This window comes from Brakhagea slesvicensis, assembly GCF_052161625.1.
In the GTDB taxonomy this organism is placed as follows: domain Bacteria; phylum Planctomycetota; class Planctomycetia; order Pirellulales; family Pirellulaceae; genus JBKCUI01.
Genome location: NZ_CP197412.1, coordinates 2,781,851 through 2,802,759 on the forward strand (window position 1 = coordinate 2,781,851; position 20,909 = coordinate 2,802,759).

A 20,909-nucleotide genomic window follows, 5' to 3' on the forward strand; every position below is an offset into this window, starting at 1 on the left:
CCGGGAAAACCAGGTCCTAGAGAATTGCAAAGTGGGCTCGAAGAGGCGAACTCTTCGTTCGATACACGAGTCTATGTTCTGGAATCGCAACCTGCGCATCGGTGATTTTCGAGACGCCCGCCTGATCGGTTCGGTTTGTGTTGCTTCATGGCTCCTATTTCTTGCGTACGTCGCGCGTCTGCGAGAGGTTACGCATGACGCATTCCATGAAATGGCGCTCCTACGAGCTTTCTTCGCATCGGGGCGTTTTCCCTACGATGACATTTTCGCTTTCACCCCAACGGTGACTCCGACCGTTCATCATGAATGGGGAACAGGGCTCCTTCTTTATTGGGTTGCCGGGATCAGTCCCCTCGGTCTGCACGGGATGGCCGTCTTTCGCGTTTTATTGATCGCGCTGTTGGGATTGGTTCTCTACCGCGTCGCTCGGAACAACGGGGCTCATCCACTTTGGATCGGGCTCGCGGCGATCGTTGCCTTTCCGATCGGTTGGGTCGGGTTTGCGACGCTGCGAGCGCAGCTCTTCACCCTGTTGTTTCTGTCGTTTCAGATCCTGTTGCAACAGTCGGACTGGAGGGGCGAGAAACGCTGGGGGATGCTCTGGTGGTGCATGCTGGTGATTTGGCTCAACCTGCATGCTGGTTTTGTAGTGGGCGTTGCAATGTTAGGGCTGCACATGCTCGAGCGCTGGGTGGTCTATCTAAAGGAACGACGAGGGCGATTCGATCCAACCTCCTTTGTCTCTTCGTTTTGGCACCACGCCGTGTTGATCCTTGCGATTCCCCCCAGCCTTTGCTTGAACCCTTGGGGCGCGGACTATCCGAGCTATTTGTGGCATGCTTTGCTGATGCCTCGCCCGACCATGGCGGAATGGCAGCCTCTTTGGAGAACCTATCAGCCTGTTCTGACGATCGCTTCGTTCGCTGCCCTCGTGATGGCGCTCGGATATATCTTGCGGTATCGACGATGGGATCGGTTGAGGGGATGGCTCTTCTGCTTGCTCGCCGCCTACATGGCGCTCAAACATATCCGCCACGGTTCCTTGTTCGCCGTCGTGTGGGTAGCTCTGGCTCCGGGATGGCTCTCTCCGACACCATTTGGTCGTCGAGTTGTGGCTTGGATCCAATTGCGCCGACAGGGGGTGGTCTTGGCGGCGTGGGGGGCCAGTCTCGCGGCGATCTGCTTTATGATCCATCACCCTATCTGGCTCATCGAACTCCCGGGCAGCGATCCAAAAAGCGGTATGGTCTATCCGGTTGGAGCCGTTGATTATCTCAAGAAGACTGGGTTCAGCGGGAACGTGATGACTCCATTCGCAGCGGGCGCTTACCTTACCTGGGAGTGCTACCCCCAGATTCGAGTGAGTATCGACGGACGCTACGAAGTCGCCTATCGGGCGGATGTGCTGCCAAAGCACGATCTATTTTACGCGGCCAAGCCCGGGTGGAGATCAGTCCTCGACGAGTACCAAGCCGACGCGATACTGGTCAAGCAATCGGCTCCGGTCCGTTCTTTGTTGGGCTCGGTAGATCAAGAAACAGAGCACTATCGGCTGGTTTATGAAGACGGAGTGTTTGCGTTGTTCGTGCAAGACTCACTGTCGGTCGGGGCCGCCGCGGCGCCCGCTAATTCGCTCAAGCGTTGAACTACGAATCGATCCTCGTCGGGATCGATCGTTCTCAATACCAATTCAATGCAATCGCTTTGAACTTGGCACCAGATCGGACGACTCCCCTCTGCCAGCCGCTGGGCCAAATCGGACGGCGCGATACCTTGCATTCGGAGTTGAATGACGGCGCTCTTCCATTTCAATCCGCTCCAAACTCCCATTCCGACTCGACACTCTTTCTCCAAAGCGGTTACTTGCTCGATTTTTCCAAGCCCAGTGCATTGGGCGACGATCTTTTCCGCGCGGAATTTCAAATTATCCAATCCCACCGTCAGCGCGTGTGCAGCCGGTGTCCGCTGCCAACCCGCGAATCCCTCGGTCGATTGCAATGCTTTGAGCAAAATCGATTGTGTGATCGTAGAAGCCCCCAAACCCAAGTTCTGAACAACTCGTTGCACTGATTCCCAGAGAGGGCTTTTCTTTCGCGTCAGAATCAAGCAGCATTCGGGGCCACCGATCCAAGCATCACAGGGGATCACCAACATCTCCATCCCGAGATACCAACGGTCCGCAATGACAGAGGCGAGGGACGCGTGTTCGGGGACCGTGTGCAGCGAACCATTGAACAAGACTTCAACCCACGTCGCGTTTTGTTGCGTCGCCCATTGCGAAAGGTCAGCGGAGTACTTGGCAGCGGAATCGGCATCGGGAGTTCCGCCAGGAGTTGCGGTCATCAAGATGGTCGATGCGGACTTGGGAGCCGCATCCAGATCGCTTGGTAGGCACTCTTGATTGGAACCCACTTCGATAACCGACGCGCCGGCTTCGTCGAGAATCGCTTGAAGGCTGCCGCTCGAGGTGACGCCAAATCGAAACGGTCGGACGCAATCGACGCGGGGCAGGATCCACGATCCTTCGTCGCGATGAGCCAATCCCAAGGCGGCGATGGCGGCGGTTGTATTCGCGACAACCAAAGCATCCAACCCCCCCATCAATCCGACGGCCAAGCAGCGCAATTCCCCCGAGACTCGCGTGGCCTCCGAGGGATGCCCCGAGAGAAGCAATTGGGCCGCGAGTGCATCTTGTGTTAACAGACCGTTCGTCCATCGACTGGAGAAAAGTTCCCCGGTGGCATTCACTCCGGCGCTCAAGTTACCGGATGCTCCTTGACTGACAAACGGCTCGGCCATCGATTCGGCCCAACGGCTTGCTTGCTGCAGAAATTGCAGAATGCCTCCTGGGCCAAACGGATCCTTGCCACCCACTTTTTCTACCGCTTCTTTGACGGCGGAAACCCATTGAGGTTGACCGACCATCTGCGCCATTTCCTTGATCTTCTCAAGGGGGAATGGCAGAAGGTCTTTCCACGGCGAAGGCACTTTCATCGTTCATCTCAAGGGGCTAGAGGCGGTCGAACTCAAAAGAAAATCTGCTGAAACCCGATCCCGTTATCTTCGGTATTTTCCTGGATCATACAATAATAGCCAGTAGGTGGAGTTCGCGTCGTCCCGCTGGGCGCTACGGCATGAGCCGCTCTCACGATATCTAGCCGCGCTCAAGGCGGCTGGCCGCTCGAAAAGGAATGGATGTTTAGAAAATGGATTTTGGCAACGACTTGATTCGCACCCGACACGCGTGGAAGCTCCTGGCAGGGCTTCTATTCGTTCTCCATTCGTTCTCCATGGTGCCTGCGTTTGGCCCGACCGCTGGCGGAGAGGAACGACCTTCTTCCCAGCCTTTCGCAAAAGATCCGCTCCCCTTGCTGCAGGGCCTTCAGTCTTCGAGCTACCGTATTCGCCGAGAATCCTTTTTACAGCTTTGTGATCGAAGCTATCCGGTTGATGCATGGCTGCAAGAGAAGTCCAGCAGCGACAATCGTCACGACGCTGCCCTGGCCAATTGGCTATTGCAGTTGCGCCGCACCGATGGACCGCTCGAGGATCGATTGGAAGTACTAAATGCCTTTCAAAGCGCGACCCAAGGGGATTCGAGACTGTTGGGACAGATGGTTGCAAATGGGCAGTGGGACCGCGCGCTGGAGGTCTTGCAAATCTTGCCCGCTCCCGTGGTGCAGAACATTCTGCGCGATCAAGGTGAGTTGGGCAGGTTGATCGAATTGGCATGGAGCACCGGGGAAGAGCGAATCGTTCCTCGCTTGATCGATCTCGTGACACCTCCTGAAGAGAAGCCCTTCATCAACCGCTGGTGGAAGGACTTGGGTATGCCCGATACGTGGCAACTTTCACTGCCGCCGACTCCGAGCGTCGAACTGGCAAAGTTGCTTGCGGCGGAGGAGTGGGATGCTGCGGTGCAGTTCGCCAAGTCCAATGGTTTGGAGCCAGCCCTGGAACGCGTATGGGTTCGGTCCGGGAACTGGTCTCTATGGCTCGAGGAAGTCCAGCGTCCTGGTTCAAGGCTCCGTATGAACGGCCGGAACACACTGGGGCAGAAACTGGCCGCTTCGATGCTGCTGGGCCGAAACGAGGAAATGCTGCAGCACTGGGACGCGATCAAGGAGCGATCGAAAGGAACCTTAGCCGGTGCTCCGTTCTCGCTTGCCTTGGCGTTCGATGATCGCGAAACCTTTCAATCTGCGATCGAGAAAGCAGAACCCGCGGTCGCGTTCGATATCTACCACAATCAGCTTGGCGATTTAAAGGCCGCGTTTGCCGTCGTGGGATTGAATAATCTCGAGCCCGATACGGTCCGGACTTGGGCGCAGTCGTACTTTCGCAAACTTCTCGCGACTCGAAAGCCAAACGACTCCTATCCTCACGATCTACTGCGCAGTTTGATCAGCGCGTTCCATCAGGTCGGCGAGTCGGAAGTAGAGGCCATCATCGATGGAGTCTGCGAGCAGGAGCTTTTGCGAGACTCACGTTCTGCAGGATCGTTTCTTTCACGCGAGCTATTGGATATTTGGCGCATTACCAACCAACGCACCAAAGCGGTGAATTACCTGCGAGAGCTTTCCATTCGAAAGAACTATCCTCTTACCTTGCTCGGTAATCGGATCTTGACCGAGGAAAGCCCATCGCTGGAAGAGCCTTGCTTTGAGGCAGTCTTCGGAAGTTATCTGTTCGAACCGTTTCTTATTTATGAGTATCTGGTCAAGAAACATATGCAAGGCGAGGATGGCACCGCAGAGGTCGCGATCCGGCGAGCCTTCGAGAACTTGAACGATTTGCACGAAGGACGCAAACCGAAAGAATGGAACGACCTGGAGCCTTTGCGCGAAATGGTCTTCGCGGTGCGACAGCGGATTGGTGAGCTTCGTCGGGATGATTCCCTGTTCTGCTGGGCGATCGCCATTTTGATGCAGGAATTGGGAGATACCCAGGGGGCCATTGCGCTGTTGCAAGAATCGCGGGAGAATTTGAATAGCTCCAGTGAGCTAGCGAGTCTTCTGGCCAAATCGGGTCGCACCGACATGGCGGCCACGATCATGAAACAACTGATGGCCTCTTCGCCAGGAAGTCATTTTCTGTTTCTTCAGACCGCGGATCTGTTGGAGCGATCCGGTCGCTACAGCGAGCTCGATTCGTTGCGATTGCGAGAGCTTTCTGCCGTCCATTCACTGCCGCTCTCTTCCGGAGTTCGGCGCGTCGACTTGGGGAACCTTGAGGAGCATGCCGCCCAGCGTCCCGAAATGGAATGGATCGCGGAGCGTTGGCGGCGGCTTTATCCCGAGATAGGGAGTCGCGTCGAAAGCAGTTGGCGCTATCTCATTGCCAAACAGCATAGGGAGACGATTCCGGACGCCTACGAAGCAGCGTGCAGAAACCTCTTCGTCCGAGCCGGGGATGGGGAGGCCTTTCAAGCGGATGACTCGCGAACCCGTATCCTGCTTCTCGATTCACTCCCCGTGTTTTGTCTGCAAGGAATCCACGAAAAGAACCTTGCCGAAACAGATCGGTGGATACGAATGGCCCACCGGATCGAACCGACTCAAATCCAAATCCCAATCGATGTGTTGCCATGGGCAGATGAGGTGTTTCCGAAAGAGGTCGTCGATGGTTGGTTCGATCTCTACTACCAATCGATGGTTCGGGCCATCGATGCTTTTCCAAACGATGCGGTCAGCCTCAACAACACGGCTTGGATGTGCGCCCTTTGTGGCCGAAATCTGGACAAAGCCAAGGAGTTTGCGGATCGAGCCGTTGCAATTCGCCGCGACCCGACTTATTTAGATACACTCGCCGAAGTGGAGTTTCGGAGCGGACGGGCCCGCGAGGCCTTGGAACTTTCCCAGCAATGCCGCGCTCTGGAACCCCGAGATGATCAACACAAGAAACAAATACGACGATTTTCGAAAGCGTTAACCACCGAGCATGAGTGATTCTGAAATGGAGCCTCTTTCCCCGCCAGCCGAGGTCTTCTCGGGAAGTCGCGAGGAACTGGATCGGCGATTGCGTACCATGGCAACGGAATTGGAGCTGACGATCCCCGAAGAGGCTTGGTCGGGAATCCAAAACTACTGCTTGCAGCTCTGGGACTGGAATACGCGCGTGAACCTCACCCGGCATACGACCCCGGAACTCTTTGTCAAACGCGATCTGCTCGACTCCTGGCATGTCACGCAACTGCTAGCACCGAACGAGGAGGTGCTCGATGTCGGAACCGGCAGCGGGGTACCTGGAATTCTCATCGCCATACTTCGCCCCGACGTGCAGGTCACCCTTTGCGATAGCGTGGCCAAGAAAGCGAAAGTGGTCGATGACATCGTGAAGAAGCTTGGACTGCAAGTCCCCGTGTACCCGCAAAATGTTCAAACTCTCCTCGAAGAGTTTCGTTACGACACGTTGACCTCCCGCGCTGTCGGGCCTCTGGTCAAGCTCTGCCGTTGGCTGGAACCTTACTGGCACACCTTTGGTCGGATGTTAGCGATCAAAGGTCCGAAATGGCCGGACGAACGAGGCGAAGCGCGGCACAAAGGGGTTCTGAAGAATGTCGAACTCCGGCGGATGGTCTCCTATCCAATGCCGGATACAGAGTCCGAAAGCACGATCCTGCAACTCAAACGGCTTCATTCTTAGCGGCACTCCCCGGTTCGGTGCCCTTGCCCTAGCACCAACCGAGACGTACTGATCATCGGGAAGGGGCCGGTCGTTCGGGGCGCGACGCCCATACCGGTTGTGCACGCAACACCTATCGTGCCTGTCCTTCCGATGGTTCCGTGGCGCGAATCATCTTCAAACATCGGCGCGAGCCTATGCCGATAGACGCAAGGAGGAAGAGTCGCCCAATGCTGGGCAATCCCCGATCTGCAACGCGGCCGCATGGATGCGACCTGAATTGCGCAGACCATGGAAACCTCTCGCGAGGTCTCTTAGCAATGGTCTCTCATCGGGTGGATGGAGGGATCCCTATTTTTGAACACGAACGGAGGATCCCATGTCCAAAAAAGATGTCTTTCGAGTTGTCACGCGTGCGGAAGATGGATCGATTCGCATCCGCGACTTCCACTCCGCCGAGTCGATCTTTCGAACGCATTCGCAAATTGGGATCGACGACAGCAGCACCGATTTGGACCTCCGCGGTATGCCGGTCTTCCGCGGATTGATCGGTCCCATCCCTGAAGGGAAGAATATCGCCAGGTACGAGTCTCCCGAAGTCTTTGAACTGATGACCAAGGAATGGGCGACCAATAAACCGCGACGCCGCCGACGAACGGCAAAGGTTGACTCGGATGCCCCGATCGATGCACCGGCCAACGAATGGGTCGCCCCATCGAATTAAGTCGCCCATCGCGTGGCTCACGTCTTACGTCTTCGCTTCTCACGTCTCGGAGCGAAGGGCCGCGAGCAACGGCCAACGCATCGCGAACGACGCCGCGAACCAACTCGTCAGACCGCCGACAACCAAAATCAACCCCAGCATGAGCAGCGGGGTGATCAAGCCGCCGAATGGCTGACCCGCCAAGAGGGCGGGAATGGTAGCCAATGCGGCCGCTGCCCCCCCGATGGTCAGCCCCCGGAACAACTGCCAGCTGTTCTCGAGCGTTAAGATCCAAACCAGTCTTCGTTTGGTGAATCCCAAGGCCCGCATCGAGGCGAGCTCCGCTCTCCGTTCGAGCGCCCCGCGTATCTGCGTCACGCCCAAGCCAACGGTTCCCAGCAACAATCCCAACGCTCCGAGGAGTTGGAACGCCGACAGATAAGTATTTTGCACGGCGAGCAGTTGTGACAGGATCTTTGAACTCTCGACCAAGTCGAGGCCTTGCTCTTCCCATCCGTTCTCCAGAAGACTCTTCAGGGCCGGCAGCTCGCCCCTCTTGTTCGGAGGGACTTCGACCAAAAACGATTTGTAACCTGCGATCGTCGGGAACATGCGTTTGAAGTTCTCTTCCCCAATGATCAAACTCCCTTGAAGGATCGTATTTTGCAATACGCCAGCAGTCTTAAAAAAGATCGGGGCGCCGTCGAATTCGAACGAAAAGACCTCTCCGACATATCCACCTAGATGGAGAGCCCAAAGAGCTGTGTTTTGATCCAGTACAACGGGTATAGGAGATTCCTTGGTTCCATTGCCGGTTTGTTCGAGGGAGGTCCAAGGGGATTGATCTTTCGACGCGGAGCTTTGGAACCATGCGAATCGGGAGGTGCCGTTTTCTTGGCGATCGATATCGACGATGCGAGGGCTCATCCCCAGGACTTGCGGTTCGTTTGCTTGATAGAGATTGTTGCAGCTCGCATCATCCCCGCCGCGAACACGCAGCGAAACGATTTCGATATCGGACCAGGCATCGCCGGCTGCCGCAAGATTTTCGCGACGGGCCTCGGCATTTCCGAGCTCCGTGTAAATAGGGCTACTGCTCTTGCCCATCCAAACAAAGCCTCCCATGCCGGGTTCGGTCGGGGTCGCTTGAAAAAGACTCATCGAAAGGATGAGGAACGATGCGATGGCGACCAAAGCGATGGCTAGGATGCTTCGCGCCGGCGCGCGACTGGCGCTGCTGCTCGCGAGCGCGAACTCATTCGGAATGCTATCGGTTCGATGAAGGCGCCGTCGCAGCCGACTCCAGACCCAAACGAGTCCGCAGATCATGAAGAGCATCCCCGCTCCCACAAACGCACCCGCCTGGGCTTGCCCCTGCAACCCGACTCCGACCCCGAGAAGTGCGAGTCCCGCGAGAAGCGAAATGCCGACGGCGAAGGTGGACCATTTCGAGGTTCGAATCGCGATGCCTGGCTCTTCGAACTTCCCTCGGAGCAGAAGCGTGATCGGGGATTTGGCAATTCGGCGCGACGCGATATAGATGGCCACCAGTGCGGTGCCCCAACTGGCCACCCATCCTGCGATCAAGCTGGTCGGCATGACGTAGTAATCCAAGAAGGAGACGGTGATGGCGCCGACCCACCAAGTCTTCAATAGGGTGATCATGGCATACGCGTACAGCATGCCCAGGCCGATACCCGCCGTCGCTCCCATCGCCGCCAGAATCGCTCCCTCGGCCAATAGCAATTTGCGAATGGAGGATCTTGTCCAGCCTGTCGCTGCCAACAACCCCCAATGATTTGCGCGTCGCTCGATGGAGAGCCGAAACAGCAGAGCGACGAGTAGCAACGCGGCTGCGATCAAAAAGAAACTGAGCGATAGAAAGAGGGCATCAAAAGGAGTCGTGCCGCTGGATCTCGCCAATTGTTGTTCGCGGAGTGGTAGCTCCCTCCATCCCAACACGCTCAAGTTGTTTTGAACAATCGACTGCACCTTTGCTTTCACCGATTCTCTCGATGTGTCGTCGAGGCCATCGAAGCGGATGCTGGTGATAGTTCCAAATCGAGAGCCGAACAACTTCTTGCCTCGCTCAAACGGCATGAACAGTTTGGGAGTCAGCCGATGGGAATTCCAGTAATCGTCATCGCGGGAATCGATGGTCCTCTTGAGTGGGAAAGGGGTATCCCATTTGCTGATCGAGTCCTGGTCGGTAATACCCGGAACCGTAGGAGTCCATTGCGGATCATTGAACGGAGTCGGAGCTTGCTCGAACGCAGCGGGGCGATTGCGAAGGTAAGGTGTCTTGGGTTCCGTCAAGGGTGCGATCGCCACGACGGTCGCTTCAAACTGCTTTTCAATTTCCTCCCCTTCGACCGTTTCGGGTAGGAAATAGTCGATGGTAAGGCGGTCGCCAACCGCTAACTTCAGCTCGTCGGCCAACCATTGGTTGATAACAATCCATTCATCTCCTTCGGGCTTGGCGATGGGCTCGGCGGATGGATTGGATTGCTTCAGCAGCTCGGCAATCAATTCCCAGTCGACGGCGCTGATTGTGGAGTAGGGAACGCTGGGGCGGTCTGAGTCTGCAGGCTTTGGGCCGCTCTTTCTCTCGACGTTGTTCGCAAGATAAGTCAGGATGGGCTTGGGGGAATGGCCCTCTGTCCCTCCAAGGATTTCGTTGGCAATGGTGTCAGGCAGTAGCATTTGGTCGGTGGTGATGTGATCGTAATCGATCACGAGCGATTGATCTCGAGGGTTCGATGCTTGGACGCGATCGAACTGAAGCCCCAGATCGGCAAGACCGGGGCGAAAGCGTTCCAATAGCGAGACCGGCATTGGTTCGGCAACTTGCTCGGTTGAAGCGATCGCCGTGACCATCGCATTGACTTGATCGCCGATCTCGATGGCTTGTTGGATCGCTTTCTTATCGACGAATGCGTTGACGGGAGGACGTTGATCGCTGCGAAGGGAAAATCGCGCGAGCCCTTCATCGGGCAAAATATCGACGACCTCCCAACGAGGCATCACGTAAGTGTCCTGTTCTCGTTTTCCAAGGGCGCTTTCGGCCGGTACCAAAGCGCTGGCAGCGACTCGCAGCGTGATCAAATCGCCGATGCGAACCTGCAATGTGTCGGCAGCAGATTGGTTAAGAACGACTTGCTCACCGCTGGGACGTTTCGGAGACCGGTGCTCGCTCAACTCCCAGAACGAGGCATCGACTCCCATCAAGGTTAATTCGTTCGCCCGGAAAACCTTTTTGCCCTCGTCATTGCGGACTTCGTGTTGAGCGGTGGCTTGCTGCAAATAGATCAGTTCCTGAACACTTCCTTGCACCTGAGTCTTGTCGAGCAGAGCGGGGGAGAACCAGCGGGGAGCGAGGAGGATTCGATTGATCTTGCCGATGCGATCGAGCGCAATGTGCCGGAGCGACCCACGAACGCTATCGCCGACGATCAAAGCGCCGACGATAACGGCGCCCGCGACGGCTACTCCCGCGACTACGGGAATCAAGAGATTTCGAAAATGTGCGATCGTTCTGAGAATCAGCGATAGCATGGGAGATCCCCCGGGTTGGAGGGTTGGAAGTAAGGGGCGATTTCCTCGTTCGCGACGTTGAGCCAGATGAGATTCTTCCAGAAGAGGATGTTGCGATCTTGGCTTGGCGAGCGAATGCTGGGTGCCATCGCTTGGTGCTTGGATCGGGTGCTAACGACGAGCAGATTCTCCACTCTTCGGTATTCTCCTTCGAGCATCTCGAGGGCCAATGGGAGTCCATCGTTCTCTCCCGCCCGAGCCGTTCCTAATCTGTCGAGCAACGCGGTGTTTTGGGCCCGCGTTTGAATGCGAACCGCGATGGTCGGTTGGCTGTCGGCGATGGCCATGGTCAAGACCGCATTGTTGGACGAGGCGATTTGGTTCGCGACACTTGCCGCAAACTCGACCGCGAGATCTTCGGTGCTTTCAAACTGTTCTCGTGTTATGCGAGAGGAACTGGTGGGAAAACAGAGATCAAGGACCAGGATGAATTCGCGACTATCGGACCTTTGAAACTGCTTCACCATCAACTCTCCCAGTCGAGCCGAGGAACGCCAGTGAATCCAGCGCGGACTGTCGCCAGGCTGGTAGGCTCGCAATCCAAAGAACTCACCTTCGTCCGAAATCGATCGCGATTTACGTTGTTGGACTCCGGTGATCTTTCCTTCAAAGAGCTCGAGCCATCCCGGGAGAAGTCGACCGATGGCGGGCTGCGCGATAAAGGATGCGGCGCTCGAGCTTTGGAGAAACGACCGCATCAGTCCAAGTGGGAATCGGGTGGAGATCTCTGTCTCTAAAAATCGATAGTTGCCTCGGCGCTGGACCGTGCAGCGATACTTTTGCGATCGGTGTGCGTGGGGTGGAAGGATAGGGAACAGGAGCCCAATGGTTTGTGAAACTTGTTTGGCGGTTGCCGAGTTCGGCGCGAAGACGATTCGCTCTTGAACTTGAACCAACCAAGCTCCCAGCCATCGCTTCGGATTGGTCACTTCCATCTCGACTTCAAATTCCTTGCGAGCCTGAATCGACTTAGGAAGCCTTCGAAAGGGATGCAGCCCGTAAAGCGTCTTGGCGCAGACCCGCCATTGGACGAGCATCAATGCGAGAAGGGTGCCTGCCAAGAAGACGAGCAAGTTCACATCGCGAAGGACCGCTCCGAGAACGATAAAGCAGACCATGAAGGCGAACTGCCAGCCTTCTCTGGTTAGGCGAGTCGTAACCGGAGTCGCGAATCGGCGCGCCAACCGAAACGCGCGCCAGGGGGATAGAAGCCACGAGCCCCAACCCCGCATCCGCTCAGGGCCCGCTGCTGTGCCGTCCGCTGTTTTGGAATCTTGGTCCGCAGAAAGGGGAGAGTTCGGATCGGAGATAGGAACCGAATCGTCCGCTTTCTTATCCGTGAACATCATGGAATGTGCAAGCCTGATCAAAGGGGTACATCGACATTGCGCAAACATCGCTCGATGATCGCTTCCGCAGTCGAGCGTTCGCTACCCGCTGTGAACCCGCGAGGCATGATACGGTGAGCTAGGACGGGAATGGCTAACGATTTGACGTCATCGGGAACGACATACCTGCGACCAGAGGTCAAAGCATGCGCTTGCGCGGCGCGGTAGAAAGCGATCGTGCCCCGCGTGCTGACGCCGACCTGGATCTCATTGCTACGACGCGTCTGTTCGACAATCTCGAGCAAGTAATCGATGACGGTATCTTCGACGGTGATCGCTCGAGTCTGTTGTTGAAGTGTTTTGATTTCATCGATCGATGCGACCGGTTTCAGCGTGTCGACAGGCTCACCACTTTGGTGAGACTTCAGGACGTTCTTTTCGGCATCGCGTCCTGGATAGCCCACATCGATGCGCATGATGAAGCGATCGAGTTGGCTCTCGGGGAGAATATAGGTTCCTTCGAACTCGAAGGGATTCTGGGTAGCGATTACGAGGAACGGATCGGGGAGCGGGTAGGTCTTTCCGTCGACGCTCGCCTGATGTTCGCTCATCGCTTCGAGGAGGGCGCTCTGCGTTCGGGGAGGTGCTCGATTGATTTCATCCCCCAACACGACATTGGCAAAAATCGGACCGGGGGAGAATTTGAACTCCCCGTTGTGGTAAATGCTGCTGCCGATGATGTCGGAGGGAAGAAGGTCCGGAGTGAATTGCACGCGAGTGAATTTACCATCGATGCTTTTCGCAATCGATTTCGCCAAGAGCGTTTTGCCAACACCCGGTACGTCTTCCAGTAAAAGATGCTCTCCGGCGAGCAACGCAATCAGAATGCGGCGAACCACTTCCTTTTTGCCAAGAACGACCGACTCGATGTTTTGTTCCAGTCGAATCAGAACCGGAGGTATTTCATTAGCCATGCCATACCGAGGGGTAAGAGGAACCGAGCGAACGCAAAGGTCGACACGGTACTGGGGGAGCGATCGCGGTGAGGATTCGCTCGAAAGTGCCTCGATATTGTAGTGATAAAGTAAAGGAAGCGAAGAACCTGGTCAGAGTGCCGGTTTGTATAAGGTGATGTTGTACAAGAAGGGTGGCTTTGCAGGAGCCAGTATCGTCACTGCAGCTTCACCCAAAAGATTGGTTCCCTAGGCCGCTGCGCGCGCTCGAGTGTCGGTGTCAATTTCTTTTTGTTCCGAAGGCTCGCTCCAAGTCGGATCGTAGCGGAGCCAGTAATCACGAACCCAGTCGACCGGGCCAAATCCGAATTTTCTCTTTGTTCCCCATCGGTAATCTCCCAACGGGACGACATCGACCGGACGCGGCTTGCCATGGAAGACCACGATCTTTGCCCGTTTGGGCTCTCGAATGCGAGGAAACAAACGATTGAGTGGGTAGTACTTCATGCAGTGCCACTTGAAACTAGCCGTCCAGGCAACCGGCCAATAGGTGCGCTCGGGAACATGCTCGGTTAGGAAGTCCTGGTCGAGCAGGTATCGCGACGGAATGGTCTTGTCCGCCATGAACTTCTCGTAGAGGCCCGATTGTTCCTTGGGCATAAAGCCAAGGATCGAGCCTTGGACTCCTCGGTCGGGGCGAAGGGACGAGGGGAGAAGATTCCAGAGCGTTGGGTTCCATTCCCTGAGAACATGCAGCCCTGGTTTGGAACGGATCTGCTCAAAAAACGGATCGAGACTCGATCGAACGAGCACATCGAGATCCAGATAGAGGGCAGGTTCATCAGGCGGCAATACGCCAGGGGCAAAGATGGAAAGTTTGGGCCAGCAACCCAACTTCTGATGCGCCAAAGGGAGCCCCATGTCAGGCATTCGAATCCCCTCGATGTCCGAATCGAGCCCCCCCAGATTGTCGGTCACGCACACAAATCGATGGGGTTGGTGCAAGTTCGCCGCGACCGCGTTCTTGAGAAGCCGAACATAGGACACCGGAAAGGCATCGAGCCAGCGGGTGCAGACGACAGTGACCATGGTATTCCTTTACTTCGGCATCGACGATCTAAGCCCCGGCATTATTCAAAAACTCACAGATCCCCGTCAACCTCGGTAAGCCATCTCACGTGCGAATCGACCCAGAATCCACAAAGAAAATTCTCGGTTAGGGGTATCGAAACGGACTCTCCGGGCCGTATGCTACCGAAGTGTGAACATTGGCCCGAGACCTCGATCTTTCCTGTTTTTTGCCATGTCCAAGTCGACCAAGCTGACCATCGTTGATGCAGAATCTGAGAAGTTTCCTTTTGTCTACCGAACTCCCTTGAAGTTCGGCGGACGGGTGGTCAAGGACGTCACCGTATTCCGCACCAGCCTCACGATCGAGGACAAGGCGAAGAAGAAGACCGCGGTTGGCATGGGCGAAATGACCATGGGGACAGCGTGGGCTTGGCCGAGCAAACAGCTCTCGCCAGAGATGGCGCTCCGAACCGTGATCACCTTGGCGGATCGGATTGTTCAGGCTCTTCCGGAACTGGAACCTGCCTCCCACCCACTCCACTTTTGGACGCAGATCAAAACCATCGCGAAGGCCAAGGCTGCGGAACTCGCGGAAGCGATGAAGCTCACCGAACCGATTCCCGACTTGGCAATCGCATTGGCCGCTTCCACCGCCGATATCGCCCTGCACGATGCCTATGGTCGCTTGAACAACGCCAACGCCTTCGACTGCTTGACCCCCGATCACATCGGAGGGGACTTGTCTCCCTGGTTGGGAGAGGACTTCGTCGGCAAACACTTCCAAGACGCGATCTTGAGCAAGCCGACTTCGACGCTCGCTCTGTATCACTTGGTCGGTTCGTTGGACCCGCTATCGACTGCGGACCTGAACAAGCCGATTGGGGATGGACTCCCCGAAACATTAGAGGAATGGATCCGCACCCAGCACCTTTCGCACTTGAAGATCAAACTGACGGGCCAAGACCTCGATGCCGATGTGGGACGGTTGGTCGAAATCGAGAGGATCGCGATGCGAGTTGCTCCCACCCGCATTTGGTCCTACTCGATGGACTTCAACGAAGCATGTGAGAACGAAGATTACGTCATCGATTTCTTGGAGCGAATTGATCGGTTAGCACGCGAAGCGATTGGAAAGCTTCACTACATCGAGCAGCCGATGGGGCGGGATCTCCGCGCCCGCAAAGAAGTCACCATGCACCGCGTCAGCCGACTCAAGCCGGTTGTGATCGATGAGTCCCTCACCGATCTGGACGCCTTCATGTTCGCCAAACAACAAGGCTATTCGGGAATCGCGATCAAGGCGTGTAAGGGGCTGAGCGACTCGCTCCTTTTCGCTGCTGCCGCCAAGAACTACGGCATGAAGTGCTATGTGCAAGACCTCACCTGCGTAGGGGCTTCGTTCCTGACATCCGCCTCGTTGGCCTCCCGCATCGCGGGCTTGACCGCCGTCGAAGGGAATGGGCGACAATATTGCCCGGCAGGAAACAAAGATTGGGAGTCGCTTTACCGCCCCATGTTCAAAGTTTTAGGGGGAGTTGTGCCGACGGAACTATTGGGAGGCGTGGGACTCGGTTTCGCTTGGCCTCGCAATTTGCTTTCTAAAAAGTATGCGTCGCTCGCGCAAGGCTAAGGGAGCGAGCCTCGCATTCTTGTGTTGACGCAATCTCAAAGAGCTTGAAAAGCGTGGATTCCATACGTTCTTGTATTGTTGCACCCGGGAAAACTCCCGATACGGTCATTGCCCCGGATGGGGCTGTTAGGAAAATCCCAACAGGATGGGAATTGCTCCCCCCAGGGGACGCCGGGCTGACTCGACGTGTCAAAGCGGCTACCGATACGTGGACCGTTCAAGTCAAAAAAGGCCGGAAGATCTTCTCACAAGGGGTCTGGGCCGCTGCGAGCGTCATCGCCGCTAAACGCGCGGAACTAGAGAAGGAGCGAGCTACGGAGGCTTACGCCAAGCGGAAGCAATCCGATCAAGCTCGGCGCGAACGCAAGCAAGAAGCCTACGTGGAAAGCTTTGAATCCACCGTTTTTCGCTTTCTCGATTTCCATCCCAGTCACCTGGAAACGGCCAAGAATTTGGCCAAGGCGGTCTCCGACCACGCGACCCCTGTCGGGAGCGGAACCGTCGCCAGAACCGAACGAATCCCCATCGAAGAACGCGCCGAAGCAGCCGTCATCGCTTGGATGCGCCACCAAACGACCGCTTACGACAACATGAAAATTCCCCGCGTGCGTGGCGAGCGTCGCGAAGTCCGACGCATGCTCGCCCAACGGTCCCGGCAATTGCTAGAATCGTACCGCAGGGGGGAATCTGTCCCAGCCAAGAGCTGTCCTTTACAATCAGCCCTCCAACAGCCCCCCGCACACAACCACAACAGGTCCAATGTACCACCAAACGATTGTTAAAACGAACGCGGAGGATGTCGCGCTTGCTGCCAAGGATTGGTTGATCGAAACGATTCAAGAATCCATCGCGACCCGGGGCTATTGCAGTATCGCCTTGTCCGGTGGCTCCACCCCGAAGCGTCTCTATCAACTGTTGGCCGAATCGTCGCTGAAAGAATTGGATTGGTCGAAGGTGACATTGATTTGGGGGGATGAACGCAACGTCCCACACGATCACGTCGATAGCAACTACAAGATGGTGCGCGAAGCTTGGCTCGATCGGATCGACCCTCGCAACAGCGAACAACTCCCCCACGCATTCCCCGTGCAAATCTCCGTCAATTCTCCCGACCGAGCCGCCGCAGAATACGAACTGCAGATCCGCCGGGCGATCGATCCGAAAGGGGAATACGCAAACGATTTCCCGCCGATCGATATCGTCTTGCTCGGCCTCGGCGACGATGCGCATACCGCATCCCTTTTTCCCGAAACCGACGCGCTCGAAGAGACGAGCCGACTGTTTGTCGCCAATTACGTCCCCAAATTCGCGGCGTATCGACTAACCCTCACTGCCCCGATGATCAATTCGGCGAGGAACGTCGCTTTCCTGGTTTGTGGCATCTCCAAACGACCCGCCCTCGAAGTCGTTCTTCATGGCCCTCGCTACCCGAGTGAATACCCTGCACAACTCGTTGAACCGAAGCATGGGCGTATGCTCTGGTTCCTCGACTCCGCGGCGAATCCAGACCAATCGTAGGATGAGCCGCAACGCTCTAGCGGAATGTTAAGTAGCCAGCCAACCCGACTTGAAACACACTAACACCGAATCCCACGGCATGCCCCATGTCCCCCTTCCATCGGACCAATGCGTGGATCGTCGCAACAACCACACAAGTTCCCAACCCCTTCAAGATCAAAAACGGTAGCACGTCGGGGGGCTGGTCCAAGTAGTACATCGGTGCATCTTTTAGATTCATCAACCAGCGTCCGACCGGGTTGACTTCCATTTGCGGAAGTGAACTTGCGTACTTGATGGTGAGAAAAATGTCGTAAATGGCCACCGACGCAATCACGCTCGCATAAAGCCAGCATGCTGTTGCCGATCGAAACCAAAAGGCGCGAAGCCGACCGACATACTCTCCAAGTATCATTGCTCCCTGCTCGTACCAACCCTTCACCTCGGCTTGCAAGCCCGGGTACTCCAGCTCGGCGGTACGGATACTGATGGTCTCCACTATGTTCTCCTCAATCGAACGGGTCGCAGTCGCAAACTGCTAAGAATCCAATGCGATTCGTGTGCCACCGACTCCTGCCACTCGCAGGCAGAATCTCCTACACGCATCAATGCGCACGAGAACATGACTCAAGGGGATTTTAATTCCCGTTGAAGGTGGATCTTTTTTGTTTTCTTGATCTGCGGCGAAGGGATCAGGTCGGGCGACGCTGCGCGGAAAAATAGCACCCGGAACCCCATCCAAACTCACCAACCACCCTCCCTCTGTCCGGTAATGCGGTAGAATTAATCTTTTAAGGGTGCTTAAAGTGTCGCTAGAAGGTCTGGGTGAAGCGAAGCAGGGGTGCTCGGATATTGCGCACGTCGGTCCACCGGTTGGTAAGGGGTTAGACGGGGCTTTCGCCCCATGCCTTCCGGGCCGCGGAAATCACGGCGGTCATCTTCGACGGGTCCTTGCGACCGGGTGAGGACTCGATTCCCGACGCCAAATCGAGACCGTCGGGATGCACGAGGCGAATCGCTTCTTCCGCGTTCTCCGAAGTGATCCCTCCCGCCAACAGGAAAGGCAGCCCCAGAAACGCCTCGGGACGGGGGGTGAGCAGATCCCAGCGGGCCCGTTTCCCGGTCCCCCCTCTTTGGATCGGATCGTGGGCATCGACCAGAAAGCCTAGGATTCCAGCCTGCGAAGCCCATTCGCGGCACCTTTCCGCATCCTGAGGGTACTCAGTCCCTCGCCAAGAAACGGCCCGAAGGATAGGAATCGAAGCGAGCTCGCTCTGGGACCGGAACCGATGAAGATACTCCAGGTCCTCGTCCCCATGTAACTGCACGACATCGATCACGTCGTCCGCCACAAGCCGTCCAATGGCCTCGGGCGACTCGTCCACGAATACTCCCACCCGGAGCGCTTTGCCCTTGGCTCGCCGCGCAAGATCCGTCGCTTGAGCAGTCGACAAACAGCGAGGACTCTTGGGATAGAAGTTCAATCCGATGGCATCGATGTGCGAGCGCAGGGCATCCTCCAAGTCCTCGGGGTGGGTGAACCCGCAGAACTTAAGCCTGGGAAAGTCGATGTTCGTCCGGGTCATGAAACTTGAATGATTCTGGGGCGGCTCGTTAGAACCGGAATTGGGGACTAAAAATGATCTACCGACAGGATATGGCCGACAAGTAACCATACTCCGAAGAAGAGAGATGCCATCACGGTATTCAGGATTTCGACAGACATAGGGTCGGACCTTTCCACGCAGCATCGAAGCTGCTCAAAAAGTGAGGAACCGCCCATCCTTAGACATGGAAGTCCGCAACGGTAGCGGACCTTTCGCGTGCATGCGAGCGATTCTCATCGACTCATTCTCCACCATGCTTGAAAGATTTTCTTCTCGCCTGTCTCGCTTCGCTAATCCTTAAACTCGTTGGGAAAATGCAACGGTTCTAAGGTTTCTGCCACCAAAGTGTGAGCCTTGGAGCGACTTCGTTTGGTGCGAAGAGTAAGGATCCGATCGCGAGATCGAGGCGTCCGTCGGAATTGAAATCGGCGAGTTCGATCGTTGCATGACGAGGAGGATCCAAACTCAAAACGCGGGGTGTGAACTGCTCCTTCCCATCGTTCTCATAAAAGACAACAGCCGGATGGACGCTACTTCTTAGCCGCTCCGGTTTGACCGACGAGGGCAAATTAGCAACGGCGACAATATCGATATCTCCGTCTTGATCGATATCTCCACCTTTCGCAGCATAAGCTCCCAATAGAGTCCCGATCTTGCGATGCGCAAACCGAAGCGATCCCAAATTCTCTAGCCACCGAACGCCGTGCGAGCCGTTGGCATAGTTGTTGTCAAACGCATCGCCATTGCAAAGCAAGATGTCCATGTCTCCGTCTTGATCCAGATCGATCAGTTCCATGGCGACCAAGCCAAACGCCAAATCGTTCGCAGTCCAAGCCGTCGTGCGCAAGAACTGGTCACCTTGCCGGCGATAGATTTCCACCGCTTCACTTTCTTGTGTCATCAATGCGGTGATATCCAAATTTCCATCCCCATCCCAGTCATGCAATTCGACGCGAACCGCCCCGGGACGCGGGTCCAAAACGATCTTCTCGTATTGCATACCTCTCGATTGTGGCGAGACGTTCTTGAACCAAAAGAGGGAGCCGGTGTCGCGATGACCAAACTCGGCGACGACTAGATCGGGCATGCTGTCTCCACCGAGATCTCCCAAAGCCACATCCGCGACTCGGCCGATATTCCCCGCAATCAACGCCGGTTTGAATCGATCCGTCGCGGAATCTCGCAGCAACGTCGCCACTTTGCCCAGCCCATGGTCATACGGGTAAAGGCTGCCGAGGTCGGTGACGAGGATGTCTTTCTTTCCATCTTGATTCAAATCCCCCACTCCGATTCGCGCTGGGTTCTGCGTCCGAAACAGCAGAGTCCGCTCCGATCGGCCAGGCGAGGGGGAAATCAAATTGATGCTACCATCTCGGCAATCGGTAACGAGCAGCCTACCACCGGTTGTTCCCGGACCCTCCCCGTCCCACGACTCGAACCATCGAATGGATGCGATCCCCGGGGGAATATACGATTCATCCTTCCAGTCCAATTTGTCGATGTCGAATCGATCGATCCATCTCGGTTCAAGCTGAAACGATTGCTCGAGGTTGAGAGATTCCGGCGCACGCTCTCGGTAATAGCGAACCACCTCTTCGATCGCTGGAACCTCCAAATCGGTTCGCCCCGATCGAGCGTAAAACTCGAAGCCCTTTCGGACTTCCGCGTGCCATACGTCCCGTTCGAAACTCTGTGGATGGGGAAGTGCATGGCAATCGCTGCAAAATCGCTCGATCCGGGCGATGGCCGCATCCGCTCCCGATCCCCTATCGTCCACTGGGAACTCGGAAGCATGCAGACACGCTGCCGGCGATTGACCCGCAGAGACTAGGCCTAACACCACCAGGATAATGGCAATGGCACGACACAACCCAGAATCCAATGTGGTAGTGAAGTTCATCG

General features: G+C 56.1%; 15 protein-coding genes. 7 read left to right on the forward strand and 8 right to left on the reverse strand.

The features are described 5' to 3' along the window. The first annotated feature begins 73 nt into the window (after positions 1 to 73). Complete coding sequence (locus SH467x_RS10465; RefSeq protein ID WP_482371215.1) at positions 74 to 1,645, forward strand: hypothetical protein; 1,572 nt, start codon at positions 74 to 76, stop codon at positions 1,643 to 1,645. On the opposite strand, the gene SH467x_RS10470 is transcribed toward SH467x_RS10465, so the two are convergent. Continuing rightward, positions 1,558 to 2,994 carry a PLP-dependent aminotransferase family protein gene (locus SH467x_RS10470; RefSeq protein WP_482371216.1) on the reverse strand — a complete coding sequence of 479 codons (1,437 nt, stop codon included), beginning with the start codon at positions 2,992 to 2,994 and terminating at the stop codon, positions 1,558 to 1,560. The two genes, SH467x_RS10465 and SH467x_RS10470, sit on opposite strands and share 88 nt — an antisense overlap. Before the next feature lie 212 nt (positions 2,995 to 3,206). Between SH467x_RS10470 and SH467x_RS10475 the strand changes: the two genes are divergently transcribed. The 3 genes from SH467x_RS10475 (at position 3,207) to SH467x_RS10485 (ending at position 7,348) form a co-directional block, all read left to right on the forward strand. Further along, entirely contained in the window at positions 3,207 to 5,948 is a 2,742-nt protein-coding gene (locus SH467x_RS10475; RefSeq protein ID WP_482371217.1) for a hypothetical protein, read from the forward strand. Further along, positions 5,941 to 6,645: a 16S rRNA (guanine(527)-N(7))-methyltransferase RsmG gene (rsmG, locus tag SH467x_RS10480; protein WP_482371218.1), complete on the forward strand. Its 705-nt coding sequence runs from the start codon at positions 5,941 to 5,943 to the stop codon at positions 6,643 to 6,645. Before SH467x_RS10475 ends, rsmG begins: the two co-directional genes overlap by 8 nt. A gap of 358 nt (positions 6,646 to 7,003) precedes the next feature. Next, entirely contained in the window at positions 7,004 to 7,348 is a 345-nt protein-coding gene (locus SH467x_RS10485; RefSeq protein ID WP_482371219.1) for a hypothetical protein, read from the forward strand. Positions 7,349 to 7,387: 39 nt separating this feature from the next. Here SH467x_RS10485 and SH467x_RS10490 read toward each other — a convergent pair whose 3' ends face one another. The 4 genes from SH467x_RS10490 to SH467x_RS10505 form a co-directional block, all read right to left on the reverse strand. After that, positions 7,388 to 10,882 carry an ABC transporter permease gene (locus SH467x_RS10490; protein ID WP_482371220.1) on the reverse strand — a complete coding sequence of 1,165 codons (3,495 nt, stop codon included), beginning with the start codon at positions 10,880 to 10,882 and terminating at the stop codon, positions 7,388 to 7,390. Continuing rightward, positions 10,870 to 12,270 (reverse strand): DUF58 domain-containing protein, encoded by a 1,401-nt coding sequence (locus SH467x_RS10495; protein ID WP_482371221.1) that lies wholly within the window; start codon positions 12,268 to 12,270, stop codon positions 10,870 to 10,872. The genes SH467x_RS10490 and SH467x_RS10495 overlap by 13 nt, the downstream gene beginning before the upstream one ends. A 17-nt stretch (positions 12,271 to 12,287) precedes the next feature. Next, on the reverse strand, positions 12,288 to 13,223 hold the full coding sequence (locus SH467x_RS10500; protein ID WP_482371222.1) for an AAA family ATPase: 936 nt from the start codon (positions 13,221 to 13,223) through the stop codon (positions 12,288 to 12,290). A 228-nt stretch (positions 13,224 to 13,451) separates the two neighbouring features. Then, positions 13,452 to 14,291, reverse strand: a complete 840-nt coding sequence (locus tag SH467x_RS10505) for a glycosyltransferase (protein ID WP_482371223.1) — start codon at positions 14,289 to 14,291, stop codon at positions 13,452 to 13,454. A 214-nt stretch (positions 14,292 to 14,505) separates the two neighbouring features. Between SH467x_RS10505 and SH467x_RS10510 the strand changes: the two genes are divergently transcribed. The 3 genes from SH467x_RS10510 to pgl are packed head-to-tail and all read left to right on the forward strand — an operon-like array spanning position 14,506 to position 17,421. Beyond that, the gene (locus tag SH467x_RS10510; protein WP_482371224.1) at positions 14,506 to 15,903 is read left to right on the forward strand and encodes an enolase C-terminal domain-like protein; all 1,398 of its coding nucleotides are present in this window, start codon (positions 14,506 to 14,508) and stop codon (positions 15,901 to 15,903) included. A gap of 53 nt (positions 15,904 to 15,956) precedes the next feature. Next, positions 15,957 to 16,685 (forward strand): DUF2293 domain-containing protein, encoded by a 729-nt coding sequence (locus tag SH467x_RS10515; RefSeq protein WP_482371225.1) that lies wholly within the window; start codon positions 15,957 to 15,959, stop codon positions 16,683 to 16,685. Then, on the forward strand, positions 16,663 to 17,421 hold the full coding sequence (gene pgl, locus SH467x_RS10520) for a 6-phosphogluconolactonase (RefSeq protein WP_482371226.1): 759 nt from the start codon (positions 16,663 to 16,665) through the stop codon (positions 17,419 to 17,421). The genes SH467x_RS10515 and pgl overlap by 23 nt, the downstream gene beginning before the upstream one ends. Before the next feature lie 16 nt (positions 17,422 to 17,437). Here the strand turns inward: pgl and SH467x_RS10525 are convergent, their stop codons facing one another. The 3 genes from SH467x_RS10525 to SH467x_RS10535 form a co-directional block, all read right to left on the reverse strand. Further along, on the reverse strand, positions 17,438 to 17,899 hold the full coding sequence (locus SH467x_RS10525) for a hypothetical protein (protein ID WP_482371227.1): 462 nt from the start codon (positions 17,897 to 17,899) through the stop codon (positions 17,438 to 17,440). A 385-nt stretch (positions 17,900 to 18,284) separates the two neighbouring features. Continuing rightward, positions 18,285 to 18,986 carry a phosphoribosylanthranilate isomerase gene (locus tag SH467x_RS10530; RefSeq protein ID WP_482371228.1) on the reverse strand — a complete coding sequence of 234 codons (702 nt, stop codon included), beginning with the start codon at positions 18,984 to 18,986 and terminating at the stop codon, positions 18,285 to 18,287. Positions 18,987 to 19,332: 346 nt separating this feature from the next. Continuing rightward, the gene (locus tag SH467x_RS10535) at positions 19,333 to 20,907 is read right to left on the reverse strand and encodes an FG-GAP repeat domain-containing protein (protein WP_482371229.1); all 1,575 of its coding nucleotides are present in this window, start codon (positions 20,905 to 20,907) and stop codon (positions 19,333 to 19,335) included. Positions 20,908 to 20,909 lie beyond the last annotated feature (2 nt).

Bases quoted from the DNA above. Each gene is read 5' to 3' on its own strand.
- SH467x_RS10465 (WP_482371215.1), top strand. From the start codon at position 74: ATGTTCTGGAATCGCAACCTGCGCATCGGTGATTTTCGAGACGCCCGC.
- SH467x_RS10470 (WP_482371216.1), bottom strand. From the start codon at position 2,994: ATGAAAGTGCCTTCGCCGTGGAAAGACCTTCTGCCATTCCCCCTTGAG.
- SH467x_RS10475 (WP_482371217.1), top strand. From the start codon at position 3,207: ATGGATTTTGGCAACGACTTGATTCGCACCCGACACGCGTGGAAGCTC.
- rsmG (WP_482371218.1), top strand. From the start codon at position 5,941: ATGAGTGATTCTGAAATGGAGCCTCTTTCCCCGCCAGCCGAGGTCTTC.
- SH467x_RS10485 (WP_482371219.1), top strand. From the start codon at position 7,004: ATGTCCAAAAAAGATGTCTTTCGAGTTGTCACGCGTGCGGAAGATGGA.
- SH467x_RS10490 (WP_482371220.1), bottom strand. From the start codon at position 10,882: ATGCTATCGCTGATTCTCAGAACGATCGCACATTTTCGAAATCTCTTG.
- SH467x_RS10495 (WP_482371221.1), bottom strand. From the start codon at position 12,270: ATGATGTTCACGGATAAGAAAGCGGACGATTCGGTTCCTATCTCCGAT.
- SH467x_RS10500 (WP_482371222.1), bottom strand. From the start codon at position 13,223: ATGGCTAATGAAATACCTCCGGTTCTGATTCGACTGGAACAAAACATC.
- SH467x_RS10505 (WP_482371223.1), bottom strand. From the start codon at position 14,291: ATGGTCACTGTCGTCTGCACCCGCTGGCTCGATGCCTTTCCGGTGTCC.
- SH467x_RS10510 (WP_482371224.1), top strand. From the start codon at position 14,506: ATGTCCAAGTCGACCAAGCTGACCATCGTTGATGCAGAATCTGAGAAG.
- pgl (WP_482371226.1), top strand. From the start codon at position 16,663: ATGTACCACCAAACGATTGTTAAAACGAACGCGGAGGATGTCGCGCTT.
- SH467x_RS10530 (WP_482371228.1), bottom strand. From the start codon at position 18,986: ATGACCCGGACGAACATCGACTTTCCCAGGCTTAAGTTCTGCGGGTTC.
- SH467x_RS10535 (WP_482371229.1), bottom strand. From the start codon at position 20,907: ATGAACTTCACTACCACATTGGATTCTGGGTTGTGTCGTGCCATTGCC.